The organism is Actinoplanes sp. NPDC049802 (assembly GCF_040656595.1).
Lineage (GTDB): Bacteria > Actinomycetota > Actinomycetes > Mycobacteriales > Micromonosporaceae > Actinoplanes.
The window spans coordinates 159,355-184,845 of record NZ_JBFAMR010000008.1; the positions used below are offsets into that span (position 1 = coordinate 159,355).

The 25,491-nt window shown below is 70.7% G+C and carries 25 protein-coding genes; 19 read left to right on the top strand and 6 right to left on the bottom strand.

The annotated features are described in order from the left end of the window. The first annotated feature begins 85 nt into the window (after positions 1-85). Together mshA and AB0I88_RS08675 are read left to right on the top strand one after the other, a co-directional pair. A complete protein-coding gene (gene mshA, locus AB0I88_RS08670) occupies positions 86-1,387 on the top strand; it encodes a D-inositol-3-phosphate glycosyltransferase (RefSeq protein ID WP_361020250.1) in 1,302 nt (433 codons plus the stop codon). After that, positions 1,381-1,863 (top strand): YbjN domain-containing protein, encoded by a 483-nt coding sequence (locus tag AB0I88_RS08675; protein ID WP_361020252.1) that lies wholly within the window; start codon positions 1,381-1,383, stop codon positions 1,861-1,863. Before mshA ends, AB0I88_RS08675 begins: the two co-directional genes overlap by 7 nt. 530 nt (positions 1,864-2,393) lie before the next feature. On the opposite strand, the gene AB0I88_RS08680 is transcribed toward AB0I88_RS08675, so the two are convergent. Further along, a complete protein-coding gene (locus tag AB0I88_RS08680) occupies positions 2,394-3,632 on the bottom strand; it encodes an MFS transporter (protein WP_361020254.1) in 1,239 nt (412 codons plus the stop codon). Positions 3,633-3,768: 136 nt separating this feature from the next. Here AB0I88_RS08680 and AB0I88_RS08685 point away from each other — a divergent pair, with 136 nt between their 5' ends. After that, complete coding sequence (locus tag AB0I88_RS08685; RefSeq protein ID WP_361020256.1) at positions 3,769-4,518, top strand: phosphoglyceromutase; 750 nt, start codon at positions 3,769-3,771, stop codon at positions 4,516-4,518. A gap of 293 nt (positions 4,519-4,811) precedes the next feature. Here AB0I88_RS08685 and phoU read toward each other — a convergent pair whose 3' ends face one another. Then, entirely contained in the window at positions 4,812-5,450 is a 639-nt protein-coding gene (gene phoU, locus AB0I88_RS08690; protein WP_361020258.1) for a phosphate signaling complex protein PhoU, read from the bottom strand. 183 nt (positions 5,451-5,633) lie between these two features. On the opposite strand from phoU, the gene AB0I88_RS08695 reads away from it, so the two are divergent. Continuing rightward, positions 5,634-6,914 (top strand): ATP-binding protein, encoded by a 1,281-nt coding sequence (locus tag AB0I88_RS08695; protein ID WP_361020260.1) that lies wholly within the window; start codon positions 5,634-5,636, stop codon positions 6,912-6,914. A gap of 74 nt (positions 6,915-6,988) precedes the next feature. Beyond that, positions 6,989-7,672, top strand: a complete 684-nt coding sequence (locus AB0I88_RS08700) for a response regulator transcription factor (RefSeq protein WP_361020262.1) — start codon at positions 6,989-6,991, stop codon at positions 7,670-7,672. A gap of 58 nt (positions 7,673-7,730) precedes the next feature. On the opposite strand, the gene AB0I88_RS08705 is transcribed toward AB0I88_RS08700, so the two are convergent. After that, entirely contained in the window at positions 7,731-8,594 is an 864-nt protein-coding gene (locus AB0I88_RS08705; protein WP_361020264.1) for a hypothetical protein, read from the bottom strand. A gap of 85 nt (positions 8,595-8,679) precedes the next feature. On the opposite strand from AB0I88_RS08705, the gene AB0I88_RS08710 reads away from it, so the two are divergent. Then, positions 8,680-9,492, top strand: a complete 813-nt coding sequence (locus tag AB0I88_RS08710) for a sugar phosphate isomerase/epimerase (protein ID WP_361020266.1) — start codon at positions 8,680-8,682, stop codon at positions 9,490-9,492. On the opposite strand, the gene AB0I88_RS08715 is transcribed toward AB0I88_RS08710, so the two are convergent. Then, positions 9,479-10,024 carry a CGNR zinc finger domain-containing protein gene (locus tag AB0I88_RS08715; protein ID WP_361020268.1) on the bottom strand — a complete coding sequence of 182 codons (546 nt, stop codon included), beginning with the start codon at positions 10,022-10,024 and terminating at the stop codon, positions 9,479-9,481. The two genes, AB0I88_RS08710 and AB0I88_RS08715, sit on opposite strands and share 14 nt — an antisense overlap. A gap of 123 nt (positions 10,025-10,147) precedes the next feature. Here AB0I88_RS08715 and AB0I88_RS08720 point away from each other — a divergent pair, with 123 nt between their 5' ends. The 5 genes from AB0I88_RS08720 (at position 10,148) to AB0I88_RS08740 (ending at position 14,016) form a co-directional block, all read left to right on the top strand. Continuing rightward, positions 10,148-11,068 (top strand): proline dehydrogenase family protein, encoded by a 921-nt coding sequence (locus AB0I88_RS08720; protein ID WP_361020270.1) that lies wholly within the window; start codon positions 10,148-10,150, stop codon positions 11,066-11,068. 191 nt (positions 11,069-11,259) lie between these two features. Further along, positions 11,260-11,472, top strand: a complete 213-nt coding sequence (locus AB0I88_RS08725; RefSeq protein ID WP_183222523.1) for a helix-turn-helix domain-containing protein — start codon at positions 11,260-11,262, stop codon at positions 11,470-11,472. Positions 11,473-11,633: 161 nt separating this feature from the next. Beyond that, positions 11,634-11,735 carry an AURKAIP1/COX24 domain-containing protein gene (locus tag AB0I88_RS08730; RefSeq protein ID WP_007465623.1) on the top strand — a complete coding sequence of 34 codons (102 nt, stop codon included), beginning with the start codon at positions 11,634-11,636 and terminating at the stop codon, positions 11,733-11,735. Positions 11,736-11,811: 76 nt separating this feature from the next. Further along, a complete protein-coding gene (locus tag AB0I88_RS08735; protein WP_361020273.1) occupies positions 11,812-12,894 on the top strand; it encodes an NAD-dependent epimerase/dehydratase family protein in 1,083 nt (360 codons plus the stop codon). A gap of 138 nt (positions 12,895-13,032) precedes the next feature. Then, positions 13,033-14,016 carry a lysophospholipid acyltransferase family protein gene (locus tag AB0I88_RS08740; protein ID WP_361020275.1) on the top strand — a complete coding sequence of 328 codons (984 nt, stop codon included), beginning with the start codon at positions 13,033-13,035 and terminating at the stop codon, positions 14,014-14,016. Positions 14,017-14,128: 112 nt separating this feature from the next. Here the strand turns inward: AB0I88_RS08740 and AB0I88_RS08745 are convergent, their stop codons facing one another. Together AB0I88_RS08745 and AB0I88_RS08750 are read right to left on the bottom strand one after the other, a co-directional pair. Next, the gene (locus tag AB0I88_RS08745) at positions 14,129-15,283 is read right to left on the bottom strand and encodes a DUF5667 domain-containing protein (RefSeq protein WP_361020277.1); all 1,155 of its coding nucleotides are present in this window, start codon (positions 15,281-15,283) and stop codon (positions 14,129-14,131) included. Positions 15,284-15,458: 175 nt separating this feature from the next. Further along, complete coding sequence (locus AB0I88_RS08750) at positions 15,459-16,406, bottom strand: ECF subfamily RNA polymerase sigma factor, BldN family (RefSeq protein ID WP_361020279.1); 948 nt, start codon at positions 16,404-16,406, stop codon at positions 15,459-15,461. Positions 16,407-16,788: 382 nt separating this feature from the next. Here AB0I88_RS08750 and AB0I88_RS08755 point away from each other — a divergent pair, with 382 nt between their 5' ends. From AB0I88_RS08755 to hemB, 8 genes are all read left to right on the top strand, one after another. Then, positions 16,789-18,228 carry an AMP-binding protein gene (locus AB0I88_RS08755; RefSeq protein WP_361020281.1) on the top strand — a complete coding sequence of 480 codons (1,440 nt, stop codon included), beginning with the start codon at positions 16,789-16,791 and terminating at the stop codon, positions 18,226-18,228. Further along, entirely contained in the window at positions 18,225-18,470 is a 246-nt protein-coding gene (locus tag AB0I88_RS08760; protein WP_361020284.1) for a glutaredoxin family protein, read from the top strand. Before AB0I88_RS08755 ends, AB0I88_RS08760 begins: the two co-directional genes overlap by 4 nt. Positions 18,471-18,481: 11 nt before the next feature. Then, entirely contained in the window at positions 18,482-19,123 is a 642-nt protein-coding gene (locus AB0I88_RS08765; protein WP_361020286.1) for an HAD hydrolase-like protein, read from the top strand. A gap of 232 nt (positions 19,124-19,355) precedes the next feature. Then, entirely contained in the window at positions 19,356-20,102 is a 747-nt protein-coding gene (locus AB0I88_RS08770) for a redox-sensing transcriptional repressor Rex (RefSeq protein WP_361020288.1), read from the top strand. Continuing rightward, positions 20,099-21,400 (top strand): glutamyl-tRNA reductase, encoded by a 1,302-nt coding sequence (locus AB0I88_RS08775; RefSeq protein ID WP_361020290.1) that lies wholly within the window; start codon positions 20,099-20,101, stop codon positions 21,398-21,400. The genes AB0I88_RS08770 and AB0I88_RS08775 overlap by 4 nt, the downstream gene beginning before the upstream one ends. Then, positions 21,397-22,320: a hydroxymethylbilane synthase gene (gene hemC, locus AB0I88_RS08780; RefSeq protein ID WP_361020292.1), complete on the top strand. Its 924-nt coding sequence runs from the start codon at positions 21,397-21,399 to the stop codon at positions 22,318-22,320. The genes AB0I88_RS08775 and hemC overlap by 4 nt, the downstream gene beginning before the upstream one ends. Next, the gene (locus AB0I88_RS08785; RefSeq protein ID WP_361020294.1) at positions 22,317-23,903 is read left to right on the top strand and encodes a uroporphyrinogen-III synthase; all 1,587 of its coding nucleotides are present in this window, start codon (positions 22,317-22,319) and stop codon (positions 23,901-23,903) included. Before hemC ends, AB0I88_RS08785 begins: the two co-directional genes overlap by 4 nt. Positions 23,904-23,965: 62 nt before the next feature. Then, positions 23,966-24,955, top strand: coding sequence for a porphobilinogen synthase (gene hemB / locus AB0I88_RS08790; RefSeq protein WP_361020296.1), 990 nt, complete (start codon positions 23,966-23,968; stop codon positions 24,953-24,955). Positions 24,956-25,491 lie beyond the last annotated feature (536 nt).

Below are 25,491 nucleotides of genomic sequence, written 5' to 3' on the forward strand. Positions count from 1 at the left end.
CTGTGTGGTGGTTCGGCCACCGCCGATGGGGAAGATGGAACGTTGGCGCAACAAGTTTGCGAATTCGTAACGGATGGGAGTCAGCGTGGCCCAGCCTCGAGCCGGTGGTGGATGGCCCGCCCTCCACCGGATCGCCACCCTCTCCGTGCACACCTCACCCCTGGAGCAACCGGGCACGGGGGACGCGGGTGGCATGAACGTCTACATCGTCGAGATCGCCAAGCGTCTCGCCGAACGTGATGTCGAGGTGGAGATCTTCACCCGTGCCACCGCCCGTGACCTGCCACCGGTCGTCGAGATGTCACCCGGTGTGCACGTCCGTCACATCAACGCGGGCCCGTTCGAAGGGCTGTCCAAGGAGGAGCTGCCGTCGCAGCTCTGCGCCTTCACCCACGGCGTGCTGCGGGCCGAGGCGGCGCACCCACCGGGCCACTACGACCTGGTCCACTCCCACTACTGGCTCTCCGGCCAGGTCGGCTGGCTGGCCCGGGAGCGCTGGGGCGTGCCGCACGTGCACACCGCGCACACCCTCGCCAAGGTCAAGAACAGGTTCATCGCGGCCGGCGACCGGCCCGAGCCGAAGGCCCGGGTGATCGGTGAGGAGCAGGTCATCGCCGAGTCCGACCGCCTGGTGGCGAACACCGACTTCGAGGCCCAGGATCTGATCACCCACTACGGCGCCGAGCCCGCCCGGGTGGACGTCGTGCAGCCCGGCGTCGATCTGCGGCGGTTCCGGCCCGGCGCCTCGGACCGCGCCCGGTTCGGTCTGCCGGAGAACGGCCGGATCGTCGCGTTCGTCGGCCGGATCCAGCCGCTCAAGGCGCCGGACGTGCTGATCGCCGCGCTCGCCGAGATGCGTGCCGCCGGTTCCCGGGACGTGACCGTGGTGATCTGCGGCGGCCCCAGCGGCAGCGGTCTGGACCGGCCCACCGCGCTGATGGAGCTGGCCGCCTCCCTCGGCGTGGCCGACTCGGTGGTGTTCCTGCCTCCGCAGACCGGCGCCGATCTGGCCGCCCTCTACCGGGCCGCGGACCTGGTGGCCGTGCCGTCGTACAACGAGTCCTTCGGGCTGGTCGCCCTGGAGGCGCAGGCCTGCGGCACCCCGGTGGTGGCCGCCGCGGTCGGCGGTCTGGTCACCGCGGTACGCGACGGGGTCAGCGGCGTGCTGATCGACGGGCACGACCCGGCCGACTGGGCGACGGTGCTGGACCGGCTGCTCGACGCGCCCCGCCGCCGGCGCCGGCTGTCCCTCGGGGCCGTGGCGCACGCGGCCCAGTTCTCCTGGGACCGGACCGCCGAGACGCTGCTGCGGGTCTACCGTGACGCGGTGACCGAGCATCGGGCGCTGATCAGAGCGCGACTCGAGGAGGCGTCCTGCGCATGGTGACCGAACTGATCGAGCGTGTCCTGACCGATCGTGAGCTGGACTGGGAGTCCACCGGCGAGCGTTCCTATGTGGTCTCGCTGCCGGGCACGCACAAGCTGAAGACCGCCTGCAACCTGATCGTCGGCGAGCACTCGCTGCGGATCGAGGCGTTCGTGATGCGCCGCCCCGACGAGTGCCACGAGCAGCTCTGGGCCTGGCTGCTGCGCCGCAACGCCCGGATGTACGGCGTCGCCTTCTCGATCGACGGGGCCGGCGACGTCTACCTGACCGGCCGGGTCTCGCTGAAGGGCCTCGACGAGGACGAGCTGGACCGGCTGCTCGGCTCGGTGCTGACCTACGCCGACGAGTCCTTCGACACGATGCTGGAGATCGGGTTCAGCTCCTCCATCCGTCGCGAATGGGATTGGCGGGTCAAACGCGGCGAATCCACTGCCAACCTGCGCGCCTTCGAGCACCTGGTGGAACGGGACGGTTGAGCCTTTTGATCATCAAGGGCGTGCTATACAGGCTTCCCGAGTCCAATGTGGCCGCTGTCATCGGAATCGCGATCGATTCGTACGCATCGCAAGGCGTGAACCCCTCATCGGAAGGGTAAAGCTCGTGATTTTCTCCAACGCGAGAACCCGTACGAGTGATTGGCGGATCATCCGATCGGTTGGTTGTTGGTGAATGTGACGGTCGGAACAGAGGTCGACACGAAATCGGGTTGTCGAGCTTGACTGCCCCAACTAGCGTGGTCGATGGACGCCGAGCCGTTAGTTCGGGGAACGGGTCGATCAGCAATGATCGCCGCGGATCGGCGTTTGGGGACGGGTGGCATGAGCCGTTGGGGGACGGCGCGACCCGAGACCGGCGGTTAGTGCGGACGGCGCCTATGGGGATGGGTGTCGTCCGCCGCCGCCGGTGCTTTGTTTCCGGTGGATCACATTCTTCACACATGTTCCACCGAATGGTGCTGCGAATTTCCTGAGAACGATATGGGTGAAGCGTCCCCGATCCGGTTTCCTCACACGCTGATCGTGTCGGCCGACTGCCGCGCCCGCAGTTGAGCCGCCCGCCGTGCCCGCCCCGGCGCCGACAGCCACTGTCCCACCGACACCAGCGCGCACAGCCCGAAACAGCCGCCCCACAGCACCGCGCCGCCCGCCGTCTGCAGGATCAGGCCGCCGGCGATCGGGGCCAGCGCCAGCCCGGCCTGCCAGGAGAGCGAGTTCAGCCCCTGGTAACGGCCGCGAAGATGGGCCGGCGAGAGGGCCGCGACGGTGGCCGCGTTACTCGGTGACTGGATCATCTCGCCCAGCGTCCACACCACCACGGTCAACGCGTAGACGACGGCCGTCCCGGCCAGCCCGACCAGGCCGAACCCGGCGCCGATGAGAAGCGTGCCGACGGCCAGCACCCGGGCGTCGTCCCGGCCCTCGATGAGCCGCGGGACGAACAGTTGACCGAGCACGATGAGCACCCCGTTCACCGCGACGACCAGCCCGTACGTCGTGGCGGACAACCCGTCGGCGAGCATCGCGATCGGCAGGGTCGACTGGTGCTGGAAGATCACCAGCACCACACAGAAGTTGAGGCACACGAAGCCCAGGAAGGTCCGGTCCCGCAGTGCCGTGCCGAGCCCGCCGGGCGGCCCCGCCATCGGGCCGGCCGGCGCGACCCGGGCCGGCCGGGTCTCGGCCAGGAAGATCAAACTGATCAGGGCGGTCGCCAGGGTGGTGGCCGAGTCCACGACGAACAGCAGCAGATAGTCCGCCTGCGTGGCCAGCCCGGCGCAGACCGCGGAGAGCGCGAAGCCCAGGTTGACCGCCCAGTAGTTCAGCGAGAAGGCGCGGACCCGATCCTCCTCCGGAACGATGTCGATCATCATGGCGCTGAACGCGGGCCGCACCCCCTCCGCGAACAGTCCCAAGGCGAACGCCGTCACCAGGATCTGGGCGAACGAGTGGGCGAACCCGAGCGCGAGCATCAGGGCGGACGCGCCGAACTGGGTGACGAGCATGGTGGGCCGGCGTCCCCAGCGGTCGGCCAGCACACCGCCGGTCATCGTGCCGATCGCGCCGCCCACGCCGTACAGGCCGAGGACCAGGCCGGCCTGGCTCTGGCTGAAGCCACGCTCCGCGGTCAGGTAGATGCTCAGGAAGAGCACCACGAACGCGCCGAGCCGGTTGATCAGGGTCCCCGTCCACAGGAACCAGAACTGCCGCGGCAACCCGCCCGCGGCCTGTCGCAACCAACCCTGCACGAGAGCCCCTCCGTAAGCTGTGATCAGGATTCATTTCCTTACACACGGTGGCTCGGCGCAACCGAGTTTCGGTGTGGTGGGGGACACGTGCCGGGTGGCCCGTACACGAGTGCCCGCCACAAGGCAAGATGTGTTCATGACTGGAACCCTGGTGCTGCTGCGACACGGCAACAGCGAGTGGAACGCCAAGAACCTCTTCACCGGCTGGGTCGACGTGGACCTCGACGCCAAGGGGGAGGCCGAGGCACAGCGCGGCGGCGAGCTTCTCAAGGAGCAGGGGGTGCTGCCCGATGTGGTGCACACCAGCCTTCTTCGTCGCGCGATCCGGACCAGCGAGATCGCCCTGCACATCACCGACCGGCACTGGATCCCGGTCAAGCGCCACTGGCGGCTCAACGAGCGCCACTACGGCGCCCTGCAGGGCAAGGACAAGAAGCAGACCCTTGAGACGTACGGCGAGGAGCAGTTCATGCTCTGGCGCCGGTCGTACGACGTGCCCCCGCCCCCGATCGAGCCCGGCTCGGAGTTCGCCCAGGACGGCGACGCCCGGTACGCCGACCTCGCCCCGGAGATCCTGCCGAAGGCGGAGTGCCTGAAGGACGTGCTGGTGCGGGCGCTGCCCTACTGGTACGACGCGATCGTCCCGGACCTGCGCGCCGGCAAGACGGTCCTGGTCGCGGCGCACGGCAACTCGCTGCGCGCGATCGTGAAGCACCTTGACGACATCTCCGACGAGGCGATCGCCGGCCTGAACATCCCGACCGGCATCCCGCTGCGCTACGACCTGGACGAGAACCTCCGCCCGATCACCAAGGGCGGCACCTACCTCGACCCGGTCGCCGCGAAGGAGGCCGCCGAGGCGGTCGCCAACCAGGGCAAGAAGTAACAACCGACAACAAAGGGCCGGGACACCCCCGTGGCGTCCCGGCCCTAAGCATGTCCACCCCACCCCGCCCCAGCCGCCGCAATGTTCGGGCGCCCCGTGCCGTCCCGGCCACTGAACTGTCCAGCAAACCCCTCAATTTGCGCGAGGACGCAGCCACGGAGCAACCCGCAAAACGCCGCCGGTGACGAGGCAGTCGATTTCCCGACGCCGCGGGGTTTGCGGCGGCGGGAAATCGCCTGACTCGTCACCGGGTCCCAGGCGTTTTGCCGCGGAGCGAAGCGAAGCCAGCCAGCTCAGCTTTCGCCGGTTACCAGGTAGATGAGGTGCTCGCCGATGTTGACGGCGTGGTCGGCGTACCGCTCGTAGAAGCGGCCCAGCAGGGCGCCGTCGATCGCGGTCTCCGCACCGTAGGGCCAGTCGTCGGCCAGCATGATCTTGAACAGGGCGCGTTCGAGGTCGTCGATCGCGTCGTCGTCCTTCTCGAGCTGGGCGGCGCCCTCGGCGTTCGGCTTGGCGATCAGGGCGGTGATCTTCTCGGCCATCTGGTCGGCGACCTCGGCCATGCCCTTGAAGGTGGGCCGCAGCTCGGCCGGCACGGCGGGCGACGGGTGCCGCCGGGCCGCGGTCTTCGCCACGTGTTCGGCCAGGTCGCCCATCCGCTCCAGGTCGGCGCCGATGTGCAGGGCGGTGATGACCCGCCGGAGGTCGGACGCGACCGGCGCCTGCCGGGCGATGGTGTCCGCCACCTTCAGCTCGACCTGCTCGTAGATGGCGTCGACCTCGGCGTCCCGGTCCATCACGGCCTGGGCGGCCTGCAGGTCGGCGGTCAGCAGAGCCGTGGTGGCCTTGCGCAGCGCGGCGCGGACCGACTCCGCCATCGTCACCAGCAGGCGGCTCACCTCGACGAGATCGGCCTGGTACTCCTCGCGCATTTCTCAAGTCCTCTTTCGGTGGGTCGACGGCCGGTGTTCGCTGCTCACGCTAGGTCGGCGGGACTGCCTCAACATGAACACCGGTGAACGACGCCGGGCTTGGTGGTGAACATTCTTCGACGTGCGCCCGATTTGCCGTAATGGCCCTGTGGCTCAGGTAAACAATGACCCTACGATCGCAGCGTGGAGTGGGAATACGCCGTCGGCCTGGTTTCAGCCGCGCTCGCCGTCGGTGTGGGAGCGGGACTGGCCCTCGCCCGGTTTCGCCGGCCGGGTGGATCGGCCCGGCCCGGCGCACCGGAGGGGAGAGCCGACATCGAACCGGACGACGATCGCCCGGCGGGCAAGCACGGCCTGAAGGGCCTCGGCCGCAAGAGCCTCGACTCGCTGCGGGTCGGTGTCGTGGTGCTCGACGCGGAGGACCATCCGGTCCTGGTCAACCCCGCGGCGCGGGCCATGGGGCTACTTCGGTCCGGCGGCGCGCCAGGCACCATCGCGGCTCATCCGATCCTGCGGACGCTGGCCGGACAGGTGCGGCGCACCGGCGTACGCCGGGAGGTTGAACTTGATCTTCCGAGGGGCCGTGCCGGGGGCGGGCACGCTCCGCTCGGCCTGCACCTGCGGGCCGTCGCGCTGAATTCGACGCACGTGGCGGTCGAGGCCGCCGACGTGACCGAGTCGCACCGCCTGGCCCGGGTGCGGCGGGACTTCGTGGCCAACGTCAGCCACGAGCTCAAGACGCCGATCGGGGCGCTTCAGCTGCTGGCCGAGGCGCTGCTCGACGCCACCCAGCTGCCGGAGGCTGCGCCCGAGGCGCAGTCCGAGGACCTGATGGCGGCACGCCGGTTCGCCGAGCGCATCCACCACGAGTCGGCGCGGATGGGCCGGCTGGTGAACGAGCTGCTCGAACTCACCCGGCTCCAGGGCGCCGAGCCGCTGCCCGACCCCGAGCCGGTCTCGCTGGACTGGGTGATCGCCGAGGTGATCGACCGGACCCGCACCACGTCCTCGGCCAAGGGCATCGAGATCGCCTACGACGGGCCCAAGGGCGTCATGGCGTACGGTAACGACAGCCAGATCGCCACCGCGGTCACCAACCTGGTGGAGAACGCGATCGCGTACTCGGGCGAGGACACCAAGGTCTCGCTCACGCTGCGTCACCGCGACGACTGGCTCGAGATCGACGTCGCGGATCAGGGCATCGGGATAGCCCCGCAGGACGTCGAGCGGGTCTTCGAACGGTTCTACCGCGCCGACCAGGCGCGATCCAGGTCCACCGGCGGGACCGGTCTGGGTCTGGCCATCGTCAAGCACATCGCCACCAACCACGGGGGCCGCGTCGACGTGACCAGTTCACTCGGCGACGGCTCTACGTTCACCTTGCGCCTACCCGCGCGACCCCCCGAATCCCCCTCGTCGTCACCGACGGCGATTGAGATCGAGTCCGGTGTGGCCGGGCGCTGAGTCTTCCAGGCGGCTCCGCCGCGAGACCCACAGAACCGCGCTGATACCGGCCACCGACGACGGAAGGAACTTCATTGGCCCGCGTGCTCGTGGTCGAGGACGAGGAGTCGTTCTCCGACGCCCTGTCGTACATGCTGCGTAAGGAGGGATTCGAGGTCTCGGTCGCCGCGACCGGAACCTCCGCTCTCACGCAGTTCGACCGGACCGGGGCCGACATCGTGCTCCTCGACCTCATGCTGCCGGAGATGTCCGGCACCGAGGTCTGCCGCCAACTGCGGCAACGCTCGGCTGTCCCGATCATCATGGTCACCGCCCGGGACAGCGAGATCGACAAGGTGGTCGGCCTGGAGATCGGTGCGGACGACTACGTCACCAAGCCGTATTCTCCGCGGGAACTGGTCGCCCGCATCCGTGCGGTGTTGCGCCGTCAGGGCGCCGAGGCCGCCGAGGTGAGCACTCCGACGCTCGCCGCCGGCCCGGTCCGGATGGACGTGGAACGGCACGTGGTGACCGTCGACGGCTCCGGCGTGCAGCTGCCGCTGAAGGAGTTCGAGCTGCTGGAGCTGCTGCTGCGCAACGCCGGCCGGGTGCTCACCCGGGGTCAGCTGATCGACCGTGTCTGGGGCGCCGACTACGTGGGCGACACCAAGACGCTGGACGTGCACGTGAAGCGGCTCCGTTCCAAGGTGGAGCCGGAGCCGTCCACGCCGCGCTACATCGTCACCGTGCGGGGGCTGGGCTACAAGTTCGAGCCCTGATTCACCCGTACGCATGCCGCAACTTGCCCCATGACAGGCTGGCGAGAGACAATGGGATTCATCGGGCGGCCGGCCGTGAGCGGTCGCCCGACCCCCCTGAAAGAGGTGGCGAGGCGGGCTGACGGCCGCCTCGCCGCTTAGGGGCTCCCGCCTCGGCGGTGGCCGGGTGCACCGCGATCAGGCCGGTCCTGATCCGGGCCGTGCAGAGGGCGGCCAGCTTCTCGTAGGCCGCCGCTCCGATCAGCTCGGTCAGCTCGGGGGCGTAGGTGACGTACATCGGCTCGGTCCCGACGTGGGCCTCCGGCGACGAGGTGCACCACCAAGCGAGGTCGTGCCCGCCCGCACCCCACCCGCGCCGGTCGAATTCCGTCAAAGTGGACTGCAGCAGTTTCGTCCCGTCCGGCCGGGTGATCCAGTCCTGCTCCCGGCGGACCGGCAGTTGCCAGCAGACGTCCGGCTTGTAGGCGAGCGGATGCACCCCGTCCCGCAGGGCCTGGGCGTGCAGGGCACAGCCGCCACCGCCGGCGAAATCCGCCTCGTTCAGGAAGACGCACGGCCCGTCGTCGGACCGCGTCGCCGTACGCCTGGCGGGTTTCGTTCCGTCGACGGTGTCCACCTCGGTGTAATTCTTGAACCCGCGCCGGTGGTGCTGCCAGGTCTCCGGGGTGAGTTTCGCGGCCGCCGCCTTCACCCGGTTCTCGTCGTCGGCGTCGGTGAAGAACGCGCCGTGCGAGCAGCAGCCGTCCTCGGCGCGGCCGGGCAGGATGCCCCGGCAGGCGGAGCCGAAAACGCAGGTCCACCGGGAGAGCAGCCAGGTCAGGTCGGCTCGGACCAGATGTTGTTCGTCGGCGGGGTCGAGGAATTCGATCCATTCCCGAGGGAAGTCGAGCGGTACTTCCCGGGTGGGCGGCGTGCGGCTCATCCGGCTCAGGGTACGCCCACCGGCGGATCATGACCGTTTAGAGCGGATATATCCGAGCCTGTTGCGCGCCGCTACGCTGAAGAGCGTGACTTCCCGCGTACCCGTGCTTCTCTCCAGCTCCTCGGTCTTCCCGGAGCCGACGGCGGCGGCGTTCGAGATGGCGGCCACGGTCGGCTACGACGGTCTCGAGGTCATGGTGTGGACCGATGCCGTCAGCCAGGACGCCGGCGCCCTCAAGGGGCTCGCCGACCACTACGGGGTGCCGGTCCTCTCGGTCCACGCGCCCTGCCTGCTGGTCACCCAGCGGGTGTGGAGCTCCGACCCGTGGGAGCGGCTGACCCGGGCCGCTCAGCTCGCCGAGACGCTCGGCGCGCCGACCGTCGTGGTGCACCCGCCGTTCCGCTGGCAGGGCGACTACGCCCGCAACTTCGCCGAGGGCCTGGCCAAGATCCGTGACCGCCACTCCGACCTGACCTTCGCGGTGGAGAACATGTTCCCCGTCAAGATGGCCGGCCGCTGGGTGGTGCCGTACAACCCCGGCTGGGACCCGACCGAGACCGGCTTCGACGCGTACACCCTGGACCTGTCGCACTGCGCCGCGTCCCGGATCGACGCGATGGAGATGGCCACGAGGATGGGCGCCGGCCTGCGGCACGTGCATCTCGGCGACGGCACCGGCGAGGGCCGTGACGAGCACCTGGTGCCGGGCCGCGGCAATCAGCCGTGCGCCGAGCTGCTGCGGTCGCTGGCCGGCCGCGGCTTCACCGGATCGGTGGCACTGGAGATCAACACCCGCAAGGCGGTGAGCCGCCCGGCCCGCGAGGCCGACCTCCGCGAGGCGCTGGAATTCGCCCGCCGCCATCTCGCGCCGGCGGAGACCGCGATCACGCAGGGGTGAGCGAGGTGGTGGTGGCGGCGCGCTTGCGGGCCCGGTGCGCTGCCACGTGCGACCGGGTGGCGCAGCGCTCCGAGCAGAACCGGCGGCAGTTGTTGGACGACGTGTCCAGATAGACGTTTCCGCAGCGCTCGTCGGCGCAGATCCCGAAACGGGCGCTGCCGTACTCGCAGAGCCAGACGGCGAGGCCCCACACGGCGCCGGCGAGATACTCCGCGCTCGCCGAGGAGCCGCGGCTGGTGACGTGCATGTGCCAGTCGCCGGCGTCGTGGCCGGAGATTCGTGGCTGCACCGGGTACGCCTCGAGCAGGCCGTTCAGCTCCCGCACCGCGTCGGCGTCCTGACCGGCGGTGCCGTGCTCGAAGACCTCCCGCAGCCGGCGCTGGGCACGCCGGAACACGGTCAGGTCCTTCTCCGCGACCTGATCGCGCATGTAGGCCTGATCGCCGGAGAACAGGGCACGCAACCCGGCGAGGTCGTCCAGACCGGCGTTGACGAGGTCGATCGCCGTCCGAGCGTACGCATCGAAGTTCACCCGACAACGGTAGCCGTACCGGGGCCGATGCAGCACGCATGTGCTGCCTCCATCGGGTCCGATCGGTGCGAATCGGTGGTGCACCGGCGCATCCGGGACAGGGGGGAAGGTTACGCTCGGCGCATGCTCCGTTCCCTGTTTCTCGCCGCGGCCGGTTCCGCCCGGCTCGAGCGGCTGGTCGAGTCCGCTCCCGTCAGCAAGGGCGTCGTGCAACGTTTCGTCGCGGGTCGCGGCGCCGACGACGTGCTGCGGGTCAGCCGGGAGCTGGTCGACGACGGCCTCACCGTGAGCCTCGATCATCTGGGTGAGGACACCCGGACGGTGGAACAGGCGGTGGCCACCCGCGACGAGTACCTTGCCGTGCTGGCCCGGCTCCGGGGCGCCGGGCTGACGCCCGCCGCCGAGGTCAGCGTGAAACTGTCGGCTCTCGGCCAGCGGATCGACGAGAAGCTGGCGTACGAGCACGCGCGCGCCATCTGTGCGGCGGCGACCGAGGCGGGCACCACGGTGACACTGGACGCCGAGGACCACAGCACCACGGACGCGACCCTGGAGACGCTGGTGGAGCTGCGGCGGGACTTCCCGTCGACCGGGGCGGTGCTCCAGGCGCACCTGCGGCGTACCGAGGGGGACTGCCGGGAGCTGGCCACGGCCGGGTCGCGGGTCCGGCTGTGCAAGGGGGCGTACGCGGAGCCCGAGTCGGTGGCCTTCCAATCGGCGCTGGACGTGGACAAGTCGTTCGTCCGCTGCCTCAACATCCTGATGTCCGGCGAGGGCTACCCGATGGTGGCGACCCACGACCCGCGGCTCATCGCGATCGCCGAGGACCGGGCCCGCTGGTTCGACCGCTCCACCGGGGAGTACGAGTTCCAGCTGCTCTACGGGGTCCGTCCGGAGGAGCAGGGCCGGCTGGCCGCGGGCGGCAACACGGTGCGGATCTATCTGCCCTACGGCGACCAGTGGTACGGCTACCTGATGCGCCGCCTGGCCGAGCGCCCGGCGAACGTGGGTTTCGTGGTCCGCGCCATGGCATCTCGCAAGTAACCGGGGCCAAGCGGACGATACCGCCATACATCCGGCGTGTCGGGCTTGACTTTTTCTGGGCATTTCACGGAACGTATCGCGTTGGTCACAGCCGTATCGATACCGTTCTGATGACACGCACGTTGTCCCCGCGGCGTCCGGGAGCCTCCGGCCGTGGCGGATCGTGCCTGGGAAAGGATCGGTGCGACGAGATGACGGGTCCAGCCCAAACCGAGGAACGGCTCGCCGAAGTGCGGTTCCTGACGGTGGCCGAGGTGGCCGCGCTCATGCGCGTTTCCAAGATGACCGTCTATCGGCTCGTGCACGGTGGTGACCTCACCGCGGTACGGGTCGGCCGCTCGTTCCGGGTGCCCGAGCACGCGGTACACGAGTATCTTCGCGGCGCCTTCTCACAAAGCGCCTGACGACCCCCGGGGTCGTGTTGGCCCGGCCGGGACGTGCCGGTACGCTGGACCGGTTGGTTCTCGGATCGGTGTCGCTGCTCCGGGCGCCCTCCAGTCCGGCTTCCGGTCGCGCCCTCGGGTGCTGCCGGTTCCATTCATCAGTGTTTCGAGAGGCTTTTCGTATGGGCTCCGTGGTCAAGAAGCGCCGCAAGCGTATGGCGAAGAAGAAGCACCGCAAGCTGCTGCGCAAGACCCGCGTCCAGCGTCGCCGTCTCGGCAAGTGACCGCGGGCCGGGCTGACGGCCCGGCTCCCGACGGCACTTGCCGCCTGTTCGAGGCCGCGCATCGAAGGGTGCACCCTTGGTGACCTCACCGCCCAGCGTCGTCGTGGTCACCGGAGTCAGCCGATATCTCGGCGCTCGGGTGGCCGCCCGCCTCGCCGCAGATCCCAGGATCGACCGCGTCGTCGGTCTGGATCCGCATGACCCGCCGGCGGGCCTACTCGGCCTGCTCGACGGTGTGGAGCGGATCCGGGCCGACGCGCGCGCGGCCACCGAAGCCATCGCTGACCTCGGCGCCGAAGCGGTCGTACACCTGGCGATCACCAGCGTGCCCGATTCCCGGCACGGCGGCCGTGCCGCGATGAAGGAACAGAACGTCATCGGCACCATGCAGGTGCTCGCGGCCGCACAGGGGTCACCCGGGCTGCGCAAGCTGGTGGTCCGTTCCTCCACGGCGGCGTACGGCGCCTCCTTCCGTGACCCGGCCGTCTTCACCGAGGACACCGAGCCGCGCGCGGTGCCCCGTGGCGCGTATGCCCGCGACATCCTCGACATCGAGGGGTACGTTCGCGGTTTCCGCCGTCGGCGCCCCCACGTCGCCGCGACCGTCCTGCGGTTCGCCCCGATGATCAGCTCGTCCGCCGAGACGTCGCTGACCCGCTACTTCGCCCAGCCGGTGGTGCCCACCGTGCTCGGCCGGGACGCCCGTCTGCAGTTCGTCCACGTCGAGGACGCGCTGGAGATCCTGCACCGTTCGGTGATCGAGGACCATCCGGGCACCTTCAACGTCGCCGGTTCCGGCGTGCTGATGCTCTCCCAGGCCGTCCGCCGGGCCGGCCGGATCTCCCTGCCGGTTCCCGAGCCGGCGCTCTCCTCCGGCGCGGCGCTGCTGCGCAATCTGGGTGTCGAGCAGATCGGGCTGGACCAGATCGACCTCTTCGTGCACGGTCGGGTGGTGGACACCACCCGGCTGATCAACGAGTTCGGCTTCACCCCGCGGACGACGTTGGCCGCGTTCGAGGATTTCATCCAGGCGCACGCGGCCGGCTCGACGCTCACCGCGGACCGGCTGGCCGCCGCGGAGAACGCGATCCTGGACGGCATCCGCCGGGTCCGGGCCGCGGCCACCGAGCCCGCCCAAGCGGGAAGCGACCGGCAATGAGCGATTCGGCCAGCTCGGTTCGACACTCGTTGCGGCGCCGGAGCGCAGCGGAGGTGACGTCATGAGCGAGCTTGCGAGCGAATCGGTCAGCTCAGGGTTGAACTCATGGCGGCGCCGGAGCGCAGCGGAGGTGACGACATGAGCCAGGACGAGTACCGCGACATGCTGCCCGGGCACACCGAGTTCCGCCTGCCCGAGCCGCCGCCCGTGCAGCGGGTGAACGGCCGCCGCCCGATCCCGGAGGCGCCCGAGCCGCCCGCGGTCGCCGTCGAGGAGGCGCTCGACGTGTGGGATCAGCGGGTGGCCGGCGGTCTGGCGTTCCTGCGCCGCCGTCTGGCCGGGGCGTACGAGGTGGACGAGTTCGGGTTCGACCCGGAGCTGTCCGAGGCGATCTTCCACCCGGTGATGCGGATCCTCTACCGGGAGTGGTTCCGGACCGAGGTGTTCGGTATCGAGAACGTTCCGGCGGACGGCAGCGGCCTGGTGGTGGGCAACCATTCCGGCACGGTCGCGCTGGACGCTTTGATGCTGACCGTCGCGCTGCGCGACAAGCACCCCCGGAAACGGCACCTCCGGCTGCTCGGCGCCGACCTGGTCTTCCGGATGCCGGTGATGAGCGAGTTGGCTCGCGCGGCCGGCGCCACGGTGGCCTGCAACCCGGACGCCGAGCGGCTGATGAACTCGGGCCAGCTGGTCGGCGTGTTCCCGGAGGGTTTCAAGGGCATCGGCAAGCGGTTCTCCGACCGCTACAAGTTGCAGCGGTTCGGCCGGGGCGGGTTCGTGTCGGCGGCGCTGCGCACCGGCACGCCGATCGTCCCGGTGGCGATCGTCGGCGCCGAGGAGATCTATCCGATCCTGGCCGATCTGAAACCGCTGGCCCGGCTGCTCGGTTTGCCGTATTTCCCGGTCACCCCGACGTTCCCGTGGCTGGGCCCGCTGGGCATGGTGCCGCTGCCGAGCAAGTGGCTGATCCAGTTCTGCCCGCCGATCCCGACCGATCACCTGCGGGATTACGCGGACGATCCGCTGGTCGTCTACAACCTGGCCGATCAGGTCCGGGAGACGATCCAGGCGACCCTGCACGAGCTGCTGGAGAAGCGCCCGGACCCGTTCGGGCCGTGACCTGGGCGAGTGCCAAGTTCCTGGAGCGGTCCGTCCGTTCCGTCCTATAGTGACGGTTGAGGGGCGGCCCCGGAGTGTTGAGTTCCGGCACCGCCCCTCGCCATCTGTGTGCTCAGAAGAGGTCGCCGAGCAGGTTGCCCAGCACACCGCCTTCCTTTTGATCCGCGGTGTCCGCCGGGCCGGTGGTGCCGGTCGGCGTCGGCGTGATCCCGATGGTGCTGGTCGGGGTCACCCCGGGCGTGGTGGTCGTGCTGCCGGCGCCCGGCGCCTTGTTCTGCCCGGTGGTTCCCGGGCCGGTGGCGGCGCTCCTGCTGGGCTTGGGCGTGGCGGTCTGATCCGGTTGCCTGCTGTTCGTCTTGCCGGTGCCGGTGCCACCCGGCTGTTGCGAGGTGACGCCGGTGTCGCCGTCGCCGGGCTCCGGGCAGCCGCGCAGTTTCGGGCCGAGCGCGTCGGATCCGGCCGTGGTGACCTTCTCGCAGGCGAGGCCGGTCCGCAGGTCCGTGGTCCGGTCGGCGACGTCCTCCAGCAGGCCCAGGGACGCCGAGGCCCGGTCCCGGTTGGCGGGGGAGAGCTTCTCCAGCACCGGGGTGAAGGAGCGGCGCTGCCCGGTGACGAAACCGTCCAGCGTGGCCAGCGGCGCGGTGTCCTTCTGCGACACGGCCGAGGTGGTCAGCAGCCGTACGCCCTTGCGGGTGTCGGCGTCCATGTCGTCCAGAACCAGCGCGAACTCGGGCTCGTCACCTTGCATGGCGACCGCTTCGGTGAGCCGGGTCCGGGCGAAGTCCAGGGACAGCTGCCCCCGGGTGACGTCGGATCCGGCGATCGCCAGCTGGGCGCGTTCGGTCTGCCGTTTGACGCTGTACAGGGCGTCGCCGGGTGACGCGCTCTCGCTGGCCGCGGAGATCCCGGAGACGGCCATCGCTCCGGCGGCCACACCGATGACGATCGCCCCGCGCGCCCGTATCCGGCGGCCGATCCGGCGGACGTTGCCGGTGTCGGTGACCGGATCCGGATCCGCTTCGACGGCGGTCCGGCCGATGCCGTCCCGCTCGGCCGTGGCGACCAGCATGGCGCGCAGGCCGACGCGGAACTCGGAGTCGACCGGTGCGCCGGGCCGGGCCGCGGAGAGCCGGCTGCCGATGGCGACCAGCCGGTGGAGCTCCTCGTCGGCCTGGCCACGGCTGTGGTGGTGACGGGCGCCGCCGGCGTCGTCGATCAGTTCCGCGAAGCGCTCGGCACTCCGGGAGTTCGGGAATGCGAACTTCACCGTGGGCACCTCCCCTCGCTCGTGACTGTCTCGCCGGCCTGCGGGCCGGCGTCGGCGACCGGACCGTGGTCCACGGTCCCGGGTCGCATCCGGACAAACGCGCGACACGCGGCCCCGGTTACGGGTGCCAGGCGGTGCCATCGGGTATCGGAGATCGACATCGGAGAGCGCCGGGTCAAGATTGGAACCCGTCCGGCAGGAGCCTGTTCAGCGCTCGGACCGCCCGGTACTGGAGGGCTTTGATGGCGCCCTCGTTCTTGCCCATGGTCTGCGCGGTCTCGGCCACCGAGAAGCCCTGGAGGAAACGGAGCACGATGCATTCCTGTTGTTCCGGGTTGAGCTGCTTGACCGCGGTGAGCAGGGCGACGTTGGTGATGTGGTCGACCACCGCGGATTCCGGGCTGCCTTCCGGGCCGCGGTCCTCGCGGTCGGCGTCGAGCACGTCGCCGGTGGTGACCTCGAGACGGTAGCGGCCGGACTTGAAGTGGTCCGCGACCAGGTTCCGGGCGATGGTGACCAGCCAGGCGCCGAGGTCGCGGCCCTGCCACGTGAAGCTGCCGATGCGCTTGAGCGCGCGCAGGAAGGTGTCCGAGGTGAGGTCCTCGGCGAGTTGCCGGTTGCCGACCCGGAAGTAGACGAACCGGAAGACGGTGTCCACGTACCGGTCGTAGATCAGCCCGAACGCCTCGGCCTCGCCGGCCTGGGCGCGCTCGACCAGTGCCCACACCTCGGCGGCCGGGTCGCCGCGGTCGGGCCGCGCCGGATGTTTCGGTGGCGCGGTCTCGGTCGGTGGCCCGGTGGTGCTCTGGGTCGGGAGGACGACGGTGTGGTCACCGGCGACGGTCTCGCTCTCGCCGGTGTTGGAGTGCTGGCCGGTCGACTGGGCCGGGGGCCGGGTGACGCCGGGCCGGCCGGCGCCGAATTTGCCGTTGCCGTTGTGCGGTGGCGCCGCGACGGCCGGGGGGCCGTTCGGCGTTCGGCGGCTGCCGGTCTGCTTCGGGCTGTCGCCGCGGAGCGTGTTGACGATCGACGACCCGCGCAGGGCGTTCAGCCCTTCGGAGAGCGCGTGCCGGGCCGCGATGACATCGCGGTGGTACGGGTCCTCGGCGTACACATGAGTCACTGCGCCTCCTCAACCTCAACCCGGCGGGCCTGCGGCGACAGTGGATCCGTCCCGCCAGACGTGGATTCACTGCGGTTCCGTGCTCTCTGGGGCACAGCGGCCTCCTCGGGATGAGGGTGGTCACTTCACAACAAAAGGGGTGGGGCAACCCGCTGAAAAGCCGGTTGACCTCACCCGTTGGTGTGGATTGGTTACACAGTGCGGAAGTATCACCGAGTTCGGACACGGGGAGTCGCACACCATGTGCGCTACGCGCAAAGCCGCGAATCGTGCGAAGGCGGCAATGATCGTCAAGGTCGATGTTTGCCGAACAAGCCGCGTACGGGACGGACCTGCCGTCCACCATCCCGGTCGGGCGCGGTTTGTGCCAGACTCGGGCCTCGTGGAGGAACCCGCCCGCGACCCGGTCGCCGAGGCCGCCGGCCGCCGTCCAGACCAGCCCGCGCTGATCGCCGGGGACACCGTCGTCACGTGGGCGGAATTGGACAGCCGCGTCTCCGCGGCCGCCGCCTCGATCACGTCACGCACCGCGCCCGGTGACCGGGTAGCGCTGCTGCTCGGCAACACCGTCGACTTCGCCGCCGCCTATTTCGGGACGCTGCGGGCCGGGCGGGTCGTGGTGCCGCTCAATCCCGGGTACACCGCGGACGAGCGGGACTTCGCGATCGCCGACTCCGGAGCCGCCCTGGTCGTCGAGGGACCGCTGCCGGACGGGCCCCGGGAATTCGAGCCGGACGCCGTACCCGGAAAAGACGATCTCGCGGTTCTGCTCTACACCTCGGGCATCAGCGGGCGGCCGAAGGGCGCCATGCTCACCCACGCGGCGCTCACCGCGAACCACGAGCAGCTCGACCGCATCGATCCGCCGGTGGTCGGGCCGGACGACGTGGTGTTGCTGGCCGTGCCGTTCTTCCACGCCTACGGGCTGAACACCGGGCTCGGCACGGTGGCGCACCACGCGGCCACCGGGATCCTCGCCGAACGGTTCGACCCGGCCGAGTCGCTGGAGCTGATCGTCCGCCACCGGGTGACCGTGACCGTCGGTGTGCCCGGGATGTACCAGGCCTGGACCCGGCAGCCCGCCGCGGAGCAGGCGCTGCGCGGCGTGCGCACCGCGGTGTGCGGCGCGGCGCCGTTGGAGGACAGCGTGGCGGCGCGCTTCCGCGCGCTGACCGGCCGGGCCATCCTGATCGGGTACGGGCTGACCGAGACCGCTCCGGTGCTGACCACCACGGCGGTGAGCGACCGGGACAAGAGCGGTTCGATCGGTCGCCCGCTTCCCGGTGTCGAGCTGCTGCTGCGTACCCCCTCGGGTCTGGTGTTGTGGCATGACGGCACCGCCTCGGTCGACGCCGACCTCGAGGTCGCGGAGTCGGCCGGCACGGATCCGGGCGAGATCGTGGTCCGCGGGCCGAACCTGTTCTCCGGCTACTGGCCGGACGGGCGGGACGGCCCGGACCCGGACGGCTGGTGGCCCACCGGCGACATCGCGTACGCCGACGGCGACGGCGACCTGGTCCTGGTCGACCGGATCGGTGAGCTGATCCTGGTGAACGGCTTCAACGTCTACCCGGCCGAGATCGAACGGGTGCTGATGGCGCATCCGGGCGTGGCCGCCGTGGCAGTGGTCGGGTTGCCCGACCCGGAGAGCGGGCAGCGCCCGCACGCCTACGTGGTGGCGGCCGGCGACCCGCCGCCCAGCCCGGACCAGTTGCGGGTGTACTGCGCGGGCCGGCTGGCCCGGTTCAAGCTGCCCGGCGTCGAGCTGGTGACCGAGCTGCCGCGCTCGCCGATCGGGAAGATCCGGAAGAGGGACCTGTGAGACTCACCCTGATCAGCCGGGACGGCTGCCACCTGTGCGAGGTGGCCGAGCAGACACTGGACCGGATCGCGCCCGGCCAGTGGGCGAAGGTCGACGTGGACTCGTCGATCGAGCTGGAGCGCGACTACGGCGACCGGGTGCCGGTGCTGCTGCTGGACGGCAGGGAGCACGGCTACTGGCGGATCGAGGAGGAGCGCCTGTTACGGGATCTGGCTCGACAACCAGGGGAGCCCCGGCTGTAGCCTCGCTTCCCGTGACGTCAAAGCACCTGGTCTGGGACTGGAACGGAACCCTTCTCGACGACCTCCACCTGGTGGTTTCGTCGACCAACACGGCGTTCGCGGCGGTCGGCGGCCGCGACGTGGACGCCGACGAGCACCGGCGGGCCTTCCGGCGGCCGGTCGCCGAGTTCTACGCCGAGATGCTGGGCCGGGCCGTCGGCGCGGAGGAGTTCGGCCACCTGGACCGGATCTTCCACGACGCGTACCGCCTGGGACTGACCGACGTCTCGTTGGCCGCCGACGCCATGACGGCCATCCAGACCTGGCCGGGCAGCCAGTCGCTGCTGTCCATGTGGTTCCACAGCGAGCTGATCCCGGCCGTCGAGGGGTACGGGCTGGCCGGCCTGTTCGCCCGCGTCGACGGGCTGCGGGCCGAGATGGGTGGCGGGTTCAAGGCCGCCCATCTCGCCGCCCATCTGGAGGAGCTCGGGGTGGCCGGCGAGGACGTGGTGCTGATCGGCGATTCGCTGGACGACGCCGACGCGGCCGAGTCGGTCGGCGGCCGCGCGGTCCTCTACACGGGCGGGTTCACCGACCCGGCCCGGTTGCGTCAGAGCGGCCGTCCGGTGGCCGACACGCTGGTGGATGCGGTGAAGATGGCCATGTCACTCTGAGTCAGGTGGCCCTGGTGGGGGTCGAGCGGTAATACTCGACAGGTCGGCTCGACTAACACAGTCGGGTCGATGTTGTCCAATTGTCCCGGCAAGATCGCGATTTGTGCACGCCTTCACAAGCGCCTACTCTGTGTCTCCGACGAGCCCCGCTACCACAGCCACCCCACGAGGGTTTCACCGGTATCGCACAGACAGGGCTCACCGCAGGTCCGCCTCGTCGGCACGGAGTCAGATGAGTCAGCAGCGTCACGGAAACACGCCCGGCGATACCGGTCGCGTACCGGCCTTCCCGGAGCTACCGGAGGCAACCATCGCCCGGCTGCCGGAATATCTGCGTGCCCTTCACCACCTCGCTGAGACCGGCGCGGAGACCGTATCGAGTGAGGGACTCGCGGCTGCGGCCGGGGTCAACTCCGCCAAGCTCCGCAAGGACCTGTCGCACCTCGGGTCCTACGGCACCCGTGGAGTCGGCTACGACGTCTCCCTGCTCGTCGCCCAGATCGAGTACATCCTCGGCCTCGACGAGAACCGGGCGGTCTGCCTCGTCGGGGTCGGCAACCTGGGACACGCCCTGGCCGGATACGCCGGGTTCGCCAGCCGCGGCTTCCGGGTGGTGGCCCTCTTCGACGCCGACCCGAAGAAGGTCGGCGAGCAGATCAACGGCCTCACCGTGCGGCACATCGACGAGCTGGAGCAGATCGCGGCGCAGGAGTCCATCGCGATCGGTGTGATAGCCACCCCGCCCGGCACCGCGCAGGCGGTCGCCGACGCGCTGGTCGCCGCAGGGGTGACAAGCATCCTCAACTTCGCGCCGGGAGTTCTTTCGGTGCCTTCCAACGTTGATGTCCGTAAGGTGGATCTCGCCATCGAGCTGCAGATCCTTTCGTTCCACGAGCACCGCAAGGCGTCACTGACCGCCCTTCCGGGCGGCCGGTCCGCCGCCGCGAGCCCGGACAACCAGGAGGCGGTCGGTTCGTGAACCTGCTGAGTATCGGAGCCTCGTACCGCACGGCAGACGTCGCGGTCCTCGAGCGCCTCGCCATCGCCGAGCCGGCCGTCCCCGGCCTGCTGCAACGCCTGGTCGCCCAGCCGTACGTGGGTGAGGCGGTCGTCGTCTCCACCTGCAACCGTGTCGAGGTGTACGCGGCGGTGAGCGGCTTCCACGGCGGCCTCGGTGACATCTGCAACGTGCTGTCCGAGCACTCCGGCATCCCGGCCAGCGAGCTCGCCGGCCACCTCTACGTGCACTACGGCGAGGCGGCGGTCCGGCACTCCTTCCGGGTGTCCTCCGGACTCGACTCGATGGTCGTCGGCGAGGCGCAGATCCTCGGCCAGCTGCGCGACGCGTACCACGCGGCCACCGAGGTCGACTCGGCCGGACGGCTGCTGCACGAGCTGATGCAGCAGGCGCTGCGGGTCGGCAAGCGGGCGCACGCCGAGACCGGCATCGACCGGGCCGGGCAGAGCGTCGTGACAGCCGCCCTCGACGTGGCCGCCGAGCACCTCGGCGGCAACCTGGCCGGACGATCCGCGCTGGTCATCGGGGCCGGGGCGATGGGCGCGCTGTCGGTGGCCACGCTCACCCGCGCCGGGGTCGGCCCGCTGCGGATCACCAACCGCAGCTACGACCGCGCGGACCGGCTCGCCGAGGCGTACGGAGCGGTCGCCGTCCCCTACGACGAGCTGGACCGTTCGCTCGCCGAGGTGGACATCGTGATCACCGCGACCGCCTCCACCGAACCGGTCCTCACCCGCGACCGCCTCGCGGAGGCGCTGGCCGTCAAGGACCTGATCGTCCTCGACCTGGCCGTCCCGCGGGACGTGGCGCCCGACGCCGCCGGCCTGCCCGGCCTGACCGTCGTCGACATCGACAGCCTCGCCGCCGGCCGCCGCTCCCACCCGGCCGCCGCCGAGACCCTGGCCGTCGAGCAGATCGTCGCCACCGAGGTGGACAACTTCCTCGGCTGGCTGCGCGGCGCCGAGATCGCGCCCACGGTGGCCGCCCTGCGGACCCGTGCCGAGGAGGTCGTGTCCGCCGAGATGCGCAAGCTGATCGCCCGGCGGCCGGAATTCACCGAGGAGCAGCGCGCCGACGTCTCCCGTACCCTGCACCGGGTCGTCCAGCAGCTGCTGCACTCGCCGACCGTGCGGGTCCGCCAGCTCGCCGCCGAACCCGGCGGCGACCAGTACGCTGCCCTGCTCCGTGAACTGTTCGACCTGGACGTTCCGCTGGCCACAAGCGCGAACGCGGTACCGGAGATCGGGGGGAAACCGTGACGCTTCGACTCGGCACCCGGGGCAGCGCCCTGGCCCTCACCCAGTCACGGATGGTCGCCGACGCGCTGACCGCCGCCACCGGCCGCCCGGTCGAACTGGTCCGGATCGTCACCCCCGGCGACCGGTCCTCCGCGCCGGTGGCCCAGCTCGGCGTCGGCGTCTTCGTCTCCGCGCTGCGTGACGCGCTGCTCGCCGGTGAGATCGACTTCGCCGTCCACTCGTACAAGGACCTGCCCACCGGCGAGCATCCGCGGCTGCACATCGCCGCCGTGCCGCCCCGGGAGGACCCACGGGACGCCCTGATCGCCCGCGACGGCCTCACCCTGACGGAGCTTCCGCCGGGCGCCACCGTCGGCACCGGTGCGGTGCGCCGTATCGCGCAACTCCACGCATTGGGGTATGAGTTGCAGGTCACGCCGATCCGGGGGAACGTCGACTCGCGCATCGCCCGGGTCCTCGGACCGGAGGCGGACCTCGATGCCGTCGTTCTGGCCCGGGCCGGTGTGGCACGGCTCGGCCGGTCCGCGGAGATCACCGAGACGCTCGACCCGATGCTCATGCTGCCCGCCCCGGCCCAGGGCGCGCTGGCGGTGGAGTGCCGGGCCGACGACACCGGCCTGATCGAGCTGCTGACCGCTCTCGATCACGCCTCGACCCGCGCCGCCGTGCTGGCGGAGCGGTCGATGCTTGCCACGCTCGAAGCCGGGTGCTCCGCCCCGGTCGCGGCACACGCCGAAATCGCCGAAGGCGACGACGGTGACGAGATCTACCTGCGCGGTGCGGTGATCAGCCCGGATGGGGTCCGAGCCATCCGACTGTCGCGCACCGGAACGCCCGCCGGCGCGGCGGAGATCGGCAAGGCGCTTGCCACCGATCTCCTCGACGCCGGAGCCGATACCCTGATGGGGAGCACAGAATGACCACCCGCACCGCCCGTAAGCCAGCCGGACGCATCGCGTTCATCGGCGCCGGACCCGGCGACCCGGAGCTGCTGACCCGCCGCGCGTATGCGGCGCTGACCGATGCCGACCAGGTGGTCTACGACCGCGGCGTGCCCGAATCCCTGCTCAGCGCGATCCGCTCCGACGCCAAGCAAGACGCGCAGTTCAGCCCCGCCGAGGGTGCGCCCGGCGACGTCGCCAAGGTGCTGCTGTCGGCCGCCAAGTCCGGGCTGTCCGCCGTGCACCTGGTCGCCGGTGACCCGTTCGGCCACGACGCCGTGGTCAAGGAGGTGCAGGCGGTCGCGCGTACCGCGGTGCACTTCGAGGTGATCCCCGGCATCGGCCAGGCCGAGGGCGTCGCCGCCTACGCCGGTGTGCCGCTGCCCGGCGTCCGCATCTCCGCCGACGTCGACGACGTCACCACCCTCGACTTCGACGCCCTCGCCGGCGCCGCGCAGAAGGGCTCCTTCGCCGTCGCGGTGGAAGCCGGTGACCTGGCCGCCGTTCGCGACGGCCTGCTCGCCGCCGGAGTCGAGCCGGGCGTCCCCGTCGCGGTGACCGGCGACGGCACCGGTGAGACGCAGTACACCACCGCCTCGACCGTGGACAGCTTCGTCGCCGCGGCGCTCGGCTTCACCGGCCGGGTCGTGCTCACCGTCGGCGCCGAGGTGGCCGAGCGCGACACCCTCAGCTGGTGGGAGAACCGTCCGCTGTACGGCTGGAAGGTGCTTGTTCCGCGTACCAAGGAGCAGGCCGGCGCCATGTCCGCCCGGCTGCGTGCCTACGGCGCCATCCCGTGCGAGGTGCCGACCATCGCGGTCGAGCCGCCGCGCACCCCGGCCCAGATGGAGCGCGCCGTCAAGGGGCTCGTCGACGGCCGGTACGCCTGGGTCATCTTCACCTCGGTCAACGCGGTCCGCGCCGTCTGGGAGAAGTTCGGCGAGCACGGCCTCGACGCCCGCCACTTCGGTGGTGTGAAGATCGCCTGCATCGGTGAGGCCACCGCCGACGCGGTTCGCGCCTTCGGCATCCAGCCCGAGCTCATCCCGGCCGGCGAGCAGTCCAGTGAGGGCCTGCTGGCCGAGTTCTCGCCGCACGACGAAATCCTCGACCCGGTCGGCCGGGTGCTGCTGCCGCGTGCCGACATCGCCACCGAGACCCTCGCGGCCGGCCTCATCGAGCGTGGCTGGGAGGTGGACGACGTGACCGCGTACCGGACGGTCCGGGCCGCCCCGCCGCCCGCCGAGATCCGCGACGCGATCAAGTCCGGCGGGTTCGACGCGGTCCTCTTCACCTCGTCGTCGACGGTGCGGAACCTGGTCGGCATCGCCGGCAAGCCGCACGCCCGGACCGTGGTCGCGGTGATCGGCCCGAAGACCGCCGAGACCGCCGTCGAGTTCGGCCTGCGAGTCGACACCCAGCCGCAGACCGCATCGGTGCCGGACCTCGTCGAGGCCCTCGCCGAGTACGCGCTGGAACTCCGCGAGAAGCTGGCCGCCATGCCGGCGAAGCAGCGCCGCGGCTCCAAGGTTCAAGGCCCGACCGCCCTCCGATTCCGCTGATCCATCGAGAAGCGCGCCGATCATCGAGTCGGCGCGCTTCTTCATTTCTCAAGGAGCGCCCGATGTCCTTCCCTGACATCCGCCCGCGCCGCCTGCGGCGCACACCCGCGATCCGCCGCTTGGTCGAGGAGACCCGGGTCGCCCCGTCCGAGCTGGTCCTGCCGCTCTTCCTGAAGGAGGGGCTCTCCGAGCCCCGGGTTATCAAGTCACTTCCCGGTGTCGTCCAGCACAGCCGCGAGTCGCTGCGCAAAGCGGCCGCCGAGGCGGTCAGTGCCGGCGTCGGCGGACTCATGCTCTTCGGCGTGCCCGACAACGCCAACAAGGACGAGACCGGATCGGCAGGCCTCGACCCGAACGGCATCCTCAACGTCGGCCTCCGCGACCTCAAAGCCGAACTGGGCGACAGCACCGTCATCATGGGCGACCTGTGCCTGGACGAGTTCACGTCGCACGGCCACTGCGGTGTCCTGGCCGCGGACGGCTCCGTCGACAACGACGCCACCCTCGCGATCTACGCCGACATGGCCGTCGCGCAAGCCGAGGCCGGTGCCCACATGGTCGGGCCCTCCGGCATGATGGACGGCCAGATCGGCGTCATCCGCAAGGCCCTCGACGCGGCCGGCCACCAGGACGTGGCGATCCTCGCCTACTCGGCGAAGTACGCGGGCGCCTTCTACGGCCCGTTCCGCGAGGCCGTCGAATCCACGCTCCAGGGCGACCGCCGCCAATACCAGCAGGACCCGCCGAACGTCCGCGAAGCCCTGCGCGAAGTCGACCTGGACATCGCCGAAGGCGCCGACATCGTCATGGTCAAGCCCGCCCTGCCCTACCTGGACATCATCGCCGCGATCCGCGACCACGTCACCGTCCCGGTGGCCGCCTACCAGGTGTCCGGTGAATACGCGATGGTCGAGGCCGCCGCCGCCAACGGCTGGATCGACCGCGAACGCGTCATCCTCGAATCCCTCACCTCCATCAAACGGGCCGGCGCCCAGATCACCCTCACCTACTGGGCCACCGAGGCCGCCCGGCTGCTGCGCTCCCGCTACTGAGAACCATTTCCGGTACGGCGTTCCCCGTCCCCGGAGACGACGACCGCCCCGCCGAGCCTGATCGGGCGGCTGGCGCCGCACGATCCGGCCCGGGCGGCTGGCGCCGCACGGGCCACTGGGTCCGGCTTTCTCGCGACGCGGCTGCCGGGTTGCGGCCGTGGTGCGCCGTCGGGTGAGAGATCGTCTTTGGCTGGCTTTCAGGGCTGACCCTGCTGGCCAGATCGCCCGCCCCGCCCGCCTGCACGCCCGCCGGGCGGGCGGGGGCGCACAGCACTCCGGACGGTGCGCCCGAGCACCGCTGTGGCACTCGTGAGCGACCACGCAGGGCCCCGCGTGCGTGCCGGATCGCTCGGCCCCCTCTGCCCGCCGGGCGGGCGCCCCCCAGCGCACCGACGGTGCGCCCTGCCGCCCCGCCGCCCCGGCGTCCTGCCGCCCTGTCGTCCCGGCGTCCTGCCGCCCTGTCGTCCCGGCGTCCTGCCGCCCTGTCGTCCCGGCGTCCTGCCGCCCTGTCGTCCCGGCGTCCTGCCGCCCTGTCG

What these genes read in the sequence shown, in the direction of transcription:
- AB0I88_RS08730 (WP_007465623.1), top strand. Translation starts at nt 11,634, where the DNA reads ATGGGCTCCGTGGTCAAGAAGCGCCGCAAGCGTATGGCGAAGAAGAAG.
- AB0I88_RS08675 (WP_361020252.1), top strand. Translation starts at nt 1,381, where the DNA reads ATGGTGACCGAACTGATCGAGCGTGTCCTGACCGATCGTGAGCTGGAC.
- AB0I88_RS08705 (WP_361020264.1), bottom strand. Translation starts at nt 8,594, where the DNA reads ATGAGCCGCACGCCGCCCACCCGGGAAGTACCGCTCGACTTCCCTCGG.
- AB0I88_RS08740 (WP_361020275.1), top strand. Translation starts at nt 13,033, where the DNA reads ATGAGCCAGGACGAGTACCGCGACATGCTGCCCGGGCACACCGAGTTC.
- hemB (WP_361020296.1), top strand. Translation starts at nt 23,966, where the DNA reads ATGTCCTTCCCTGACATCCGCCCGCGCCGCCTGCGGCGCACACCCGCG.
- phoU (WP_361020258.1), bottom strand. Translation starts at nt 5,450, where the DNA reads ATGCGCGAGGAGTACCAGGCCGATCTCGTCGAGGTGAGCCGCCTGCTG.
- AB0I88_RS08720 (WP_361020270.1), top strand. Translation starts at nt 10,148, where the DNA reads ATGCTCCGTTCCCTGTTTCTCGCCGCGGCCGGTTCCGCCCGGCTCGAG.
- AB0I88_RS08785 (WP_361020294.1), top strand. Translation starts at nt 22,317, where the DNA reads ATGACCACCCGCACCGCCCGTAAGCCAGCCGGACGCATCGCGTTCATC.
- AB0I88_RS08685 (WP_361020256.1), top strand. Translation starts at nt 3,769, where the DNA reads ATGACTGGAACCCTGGTGCTGCTGCGACACGGCAACAGCGAGTGGAAC.
- AB0I88_RS08770 (WP_361020288.1), top strand. Translation starts at nt 19,356, where the DNA reads ATGAGTCAGCAGCGTCACGGAAACACGCCCGGCGATACCGGTCGCGTA.
- AB0I88_RS08725 (WP_183222523.1), top strand. Translation starts at nt 11,260, where the DNA reads ATGACGGGTCCAGCCCAAACCGAGGAACGGCTCGCCGAAGTGCGGTTC.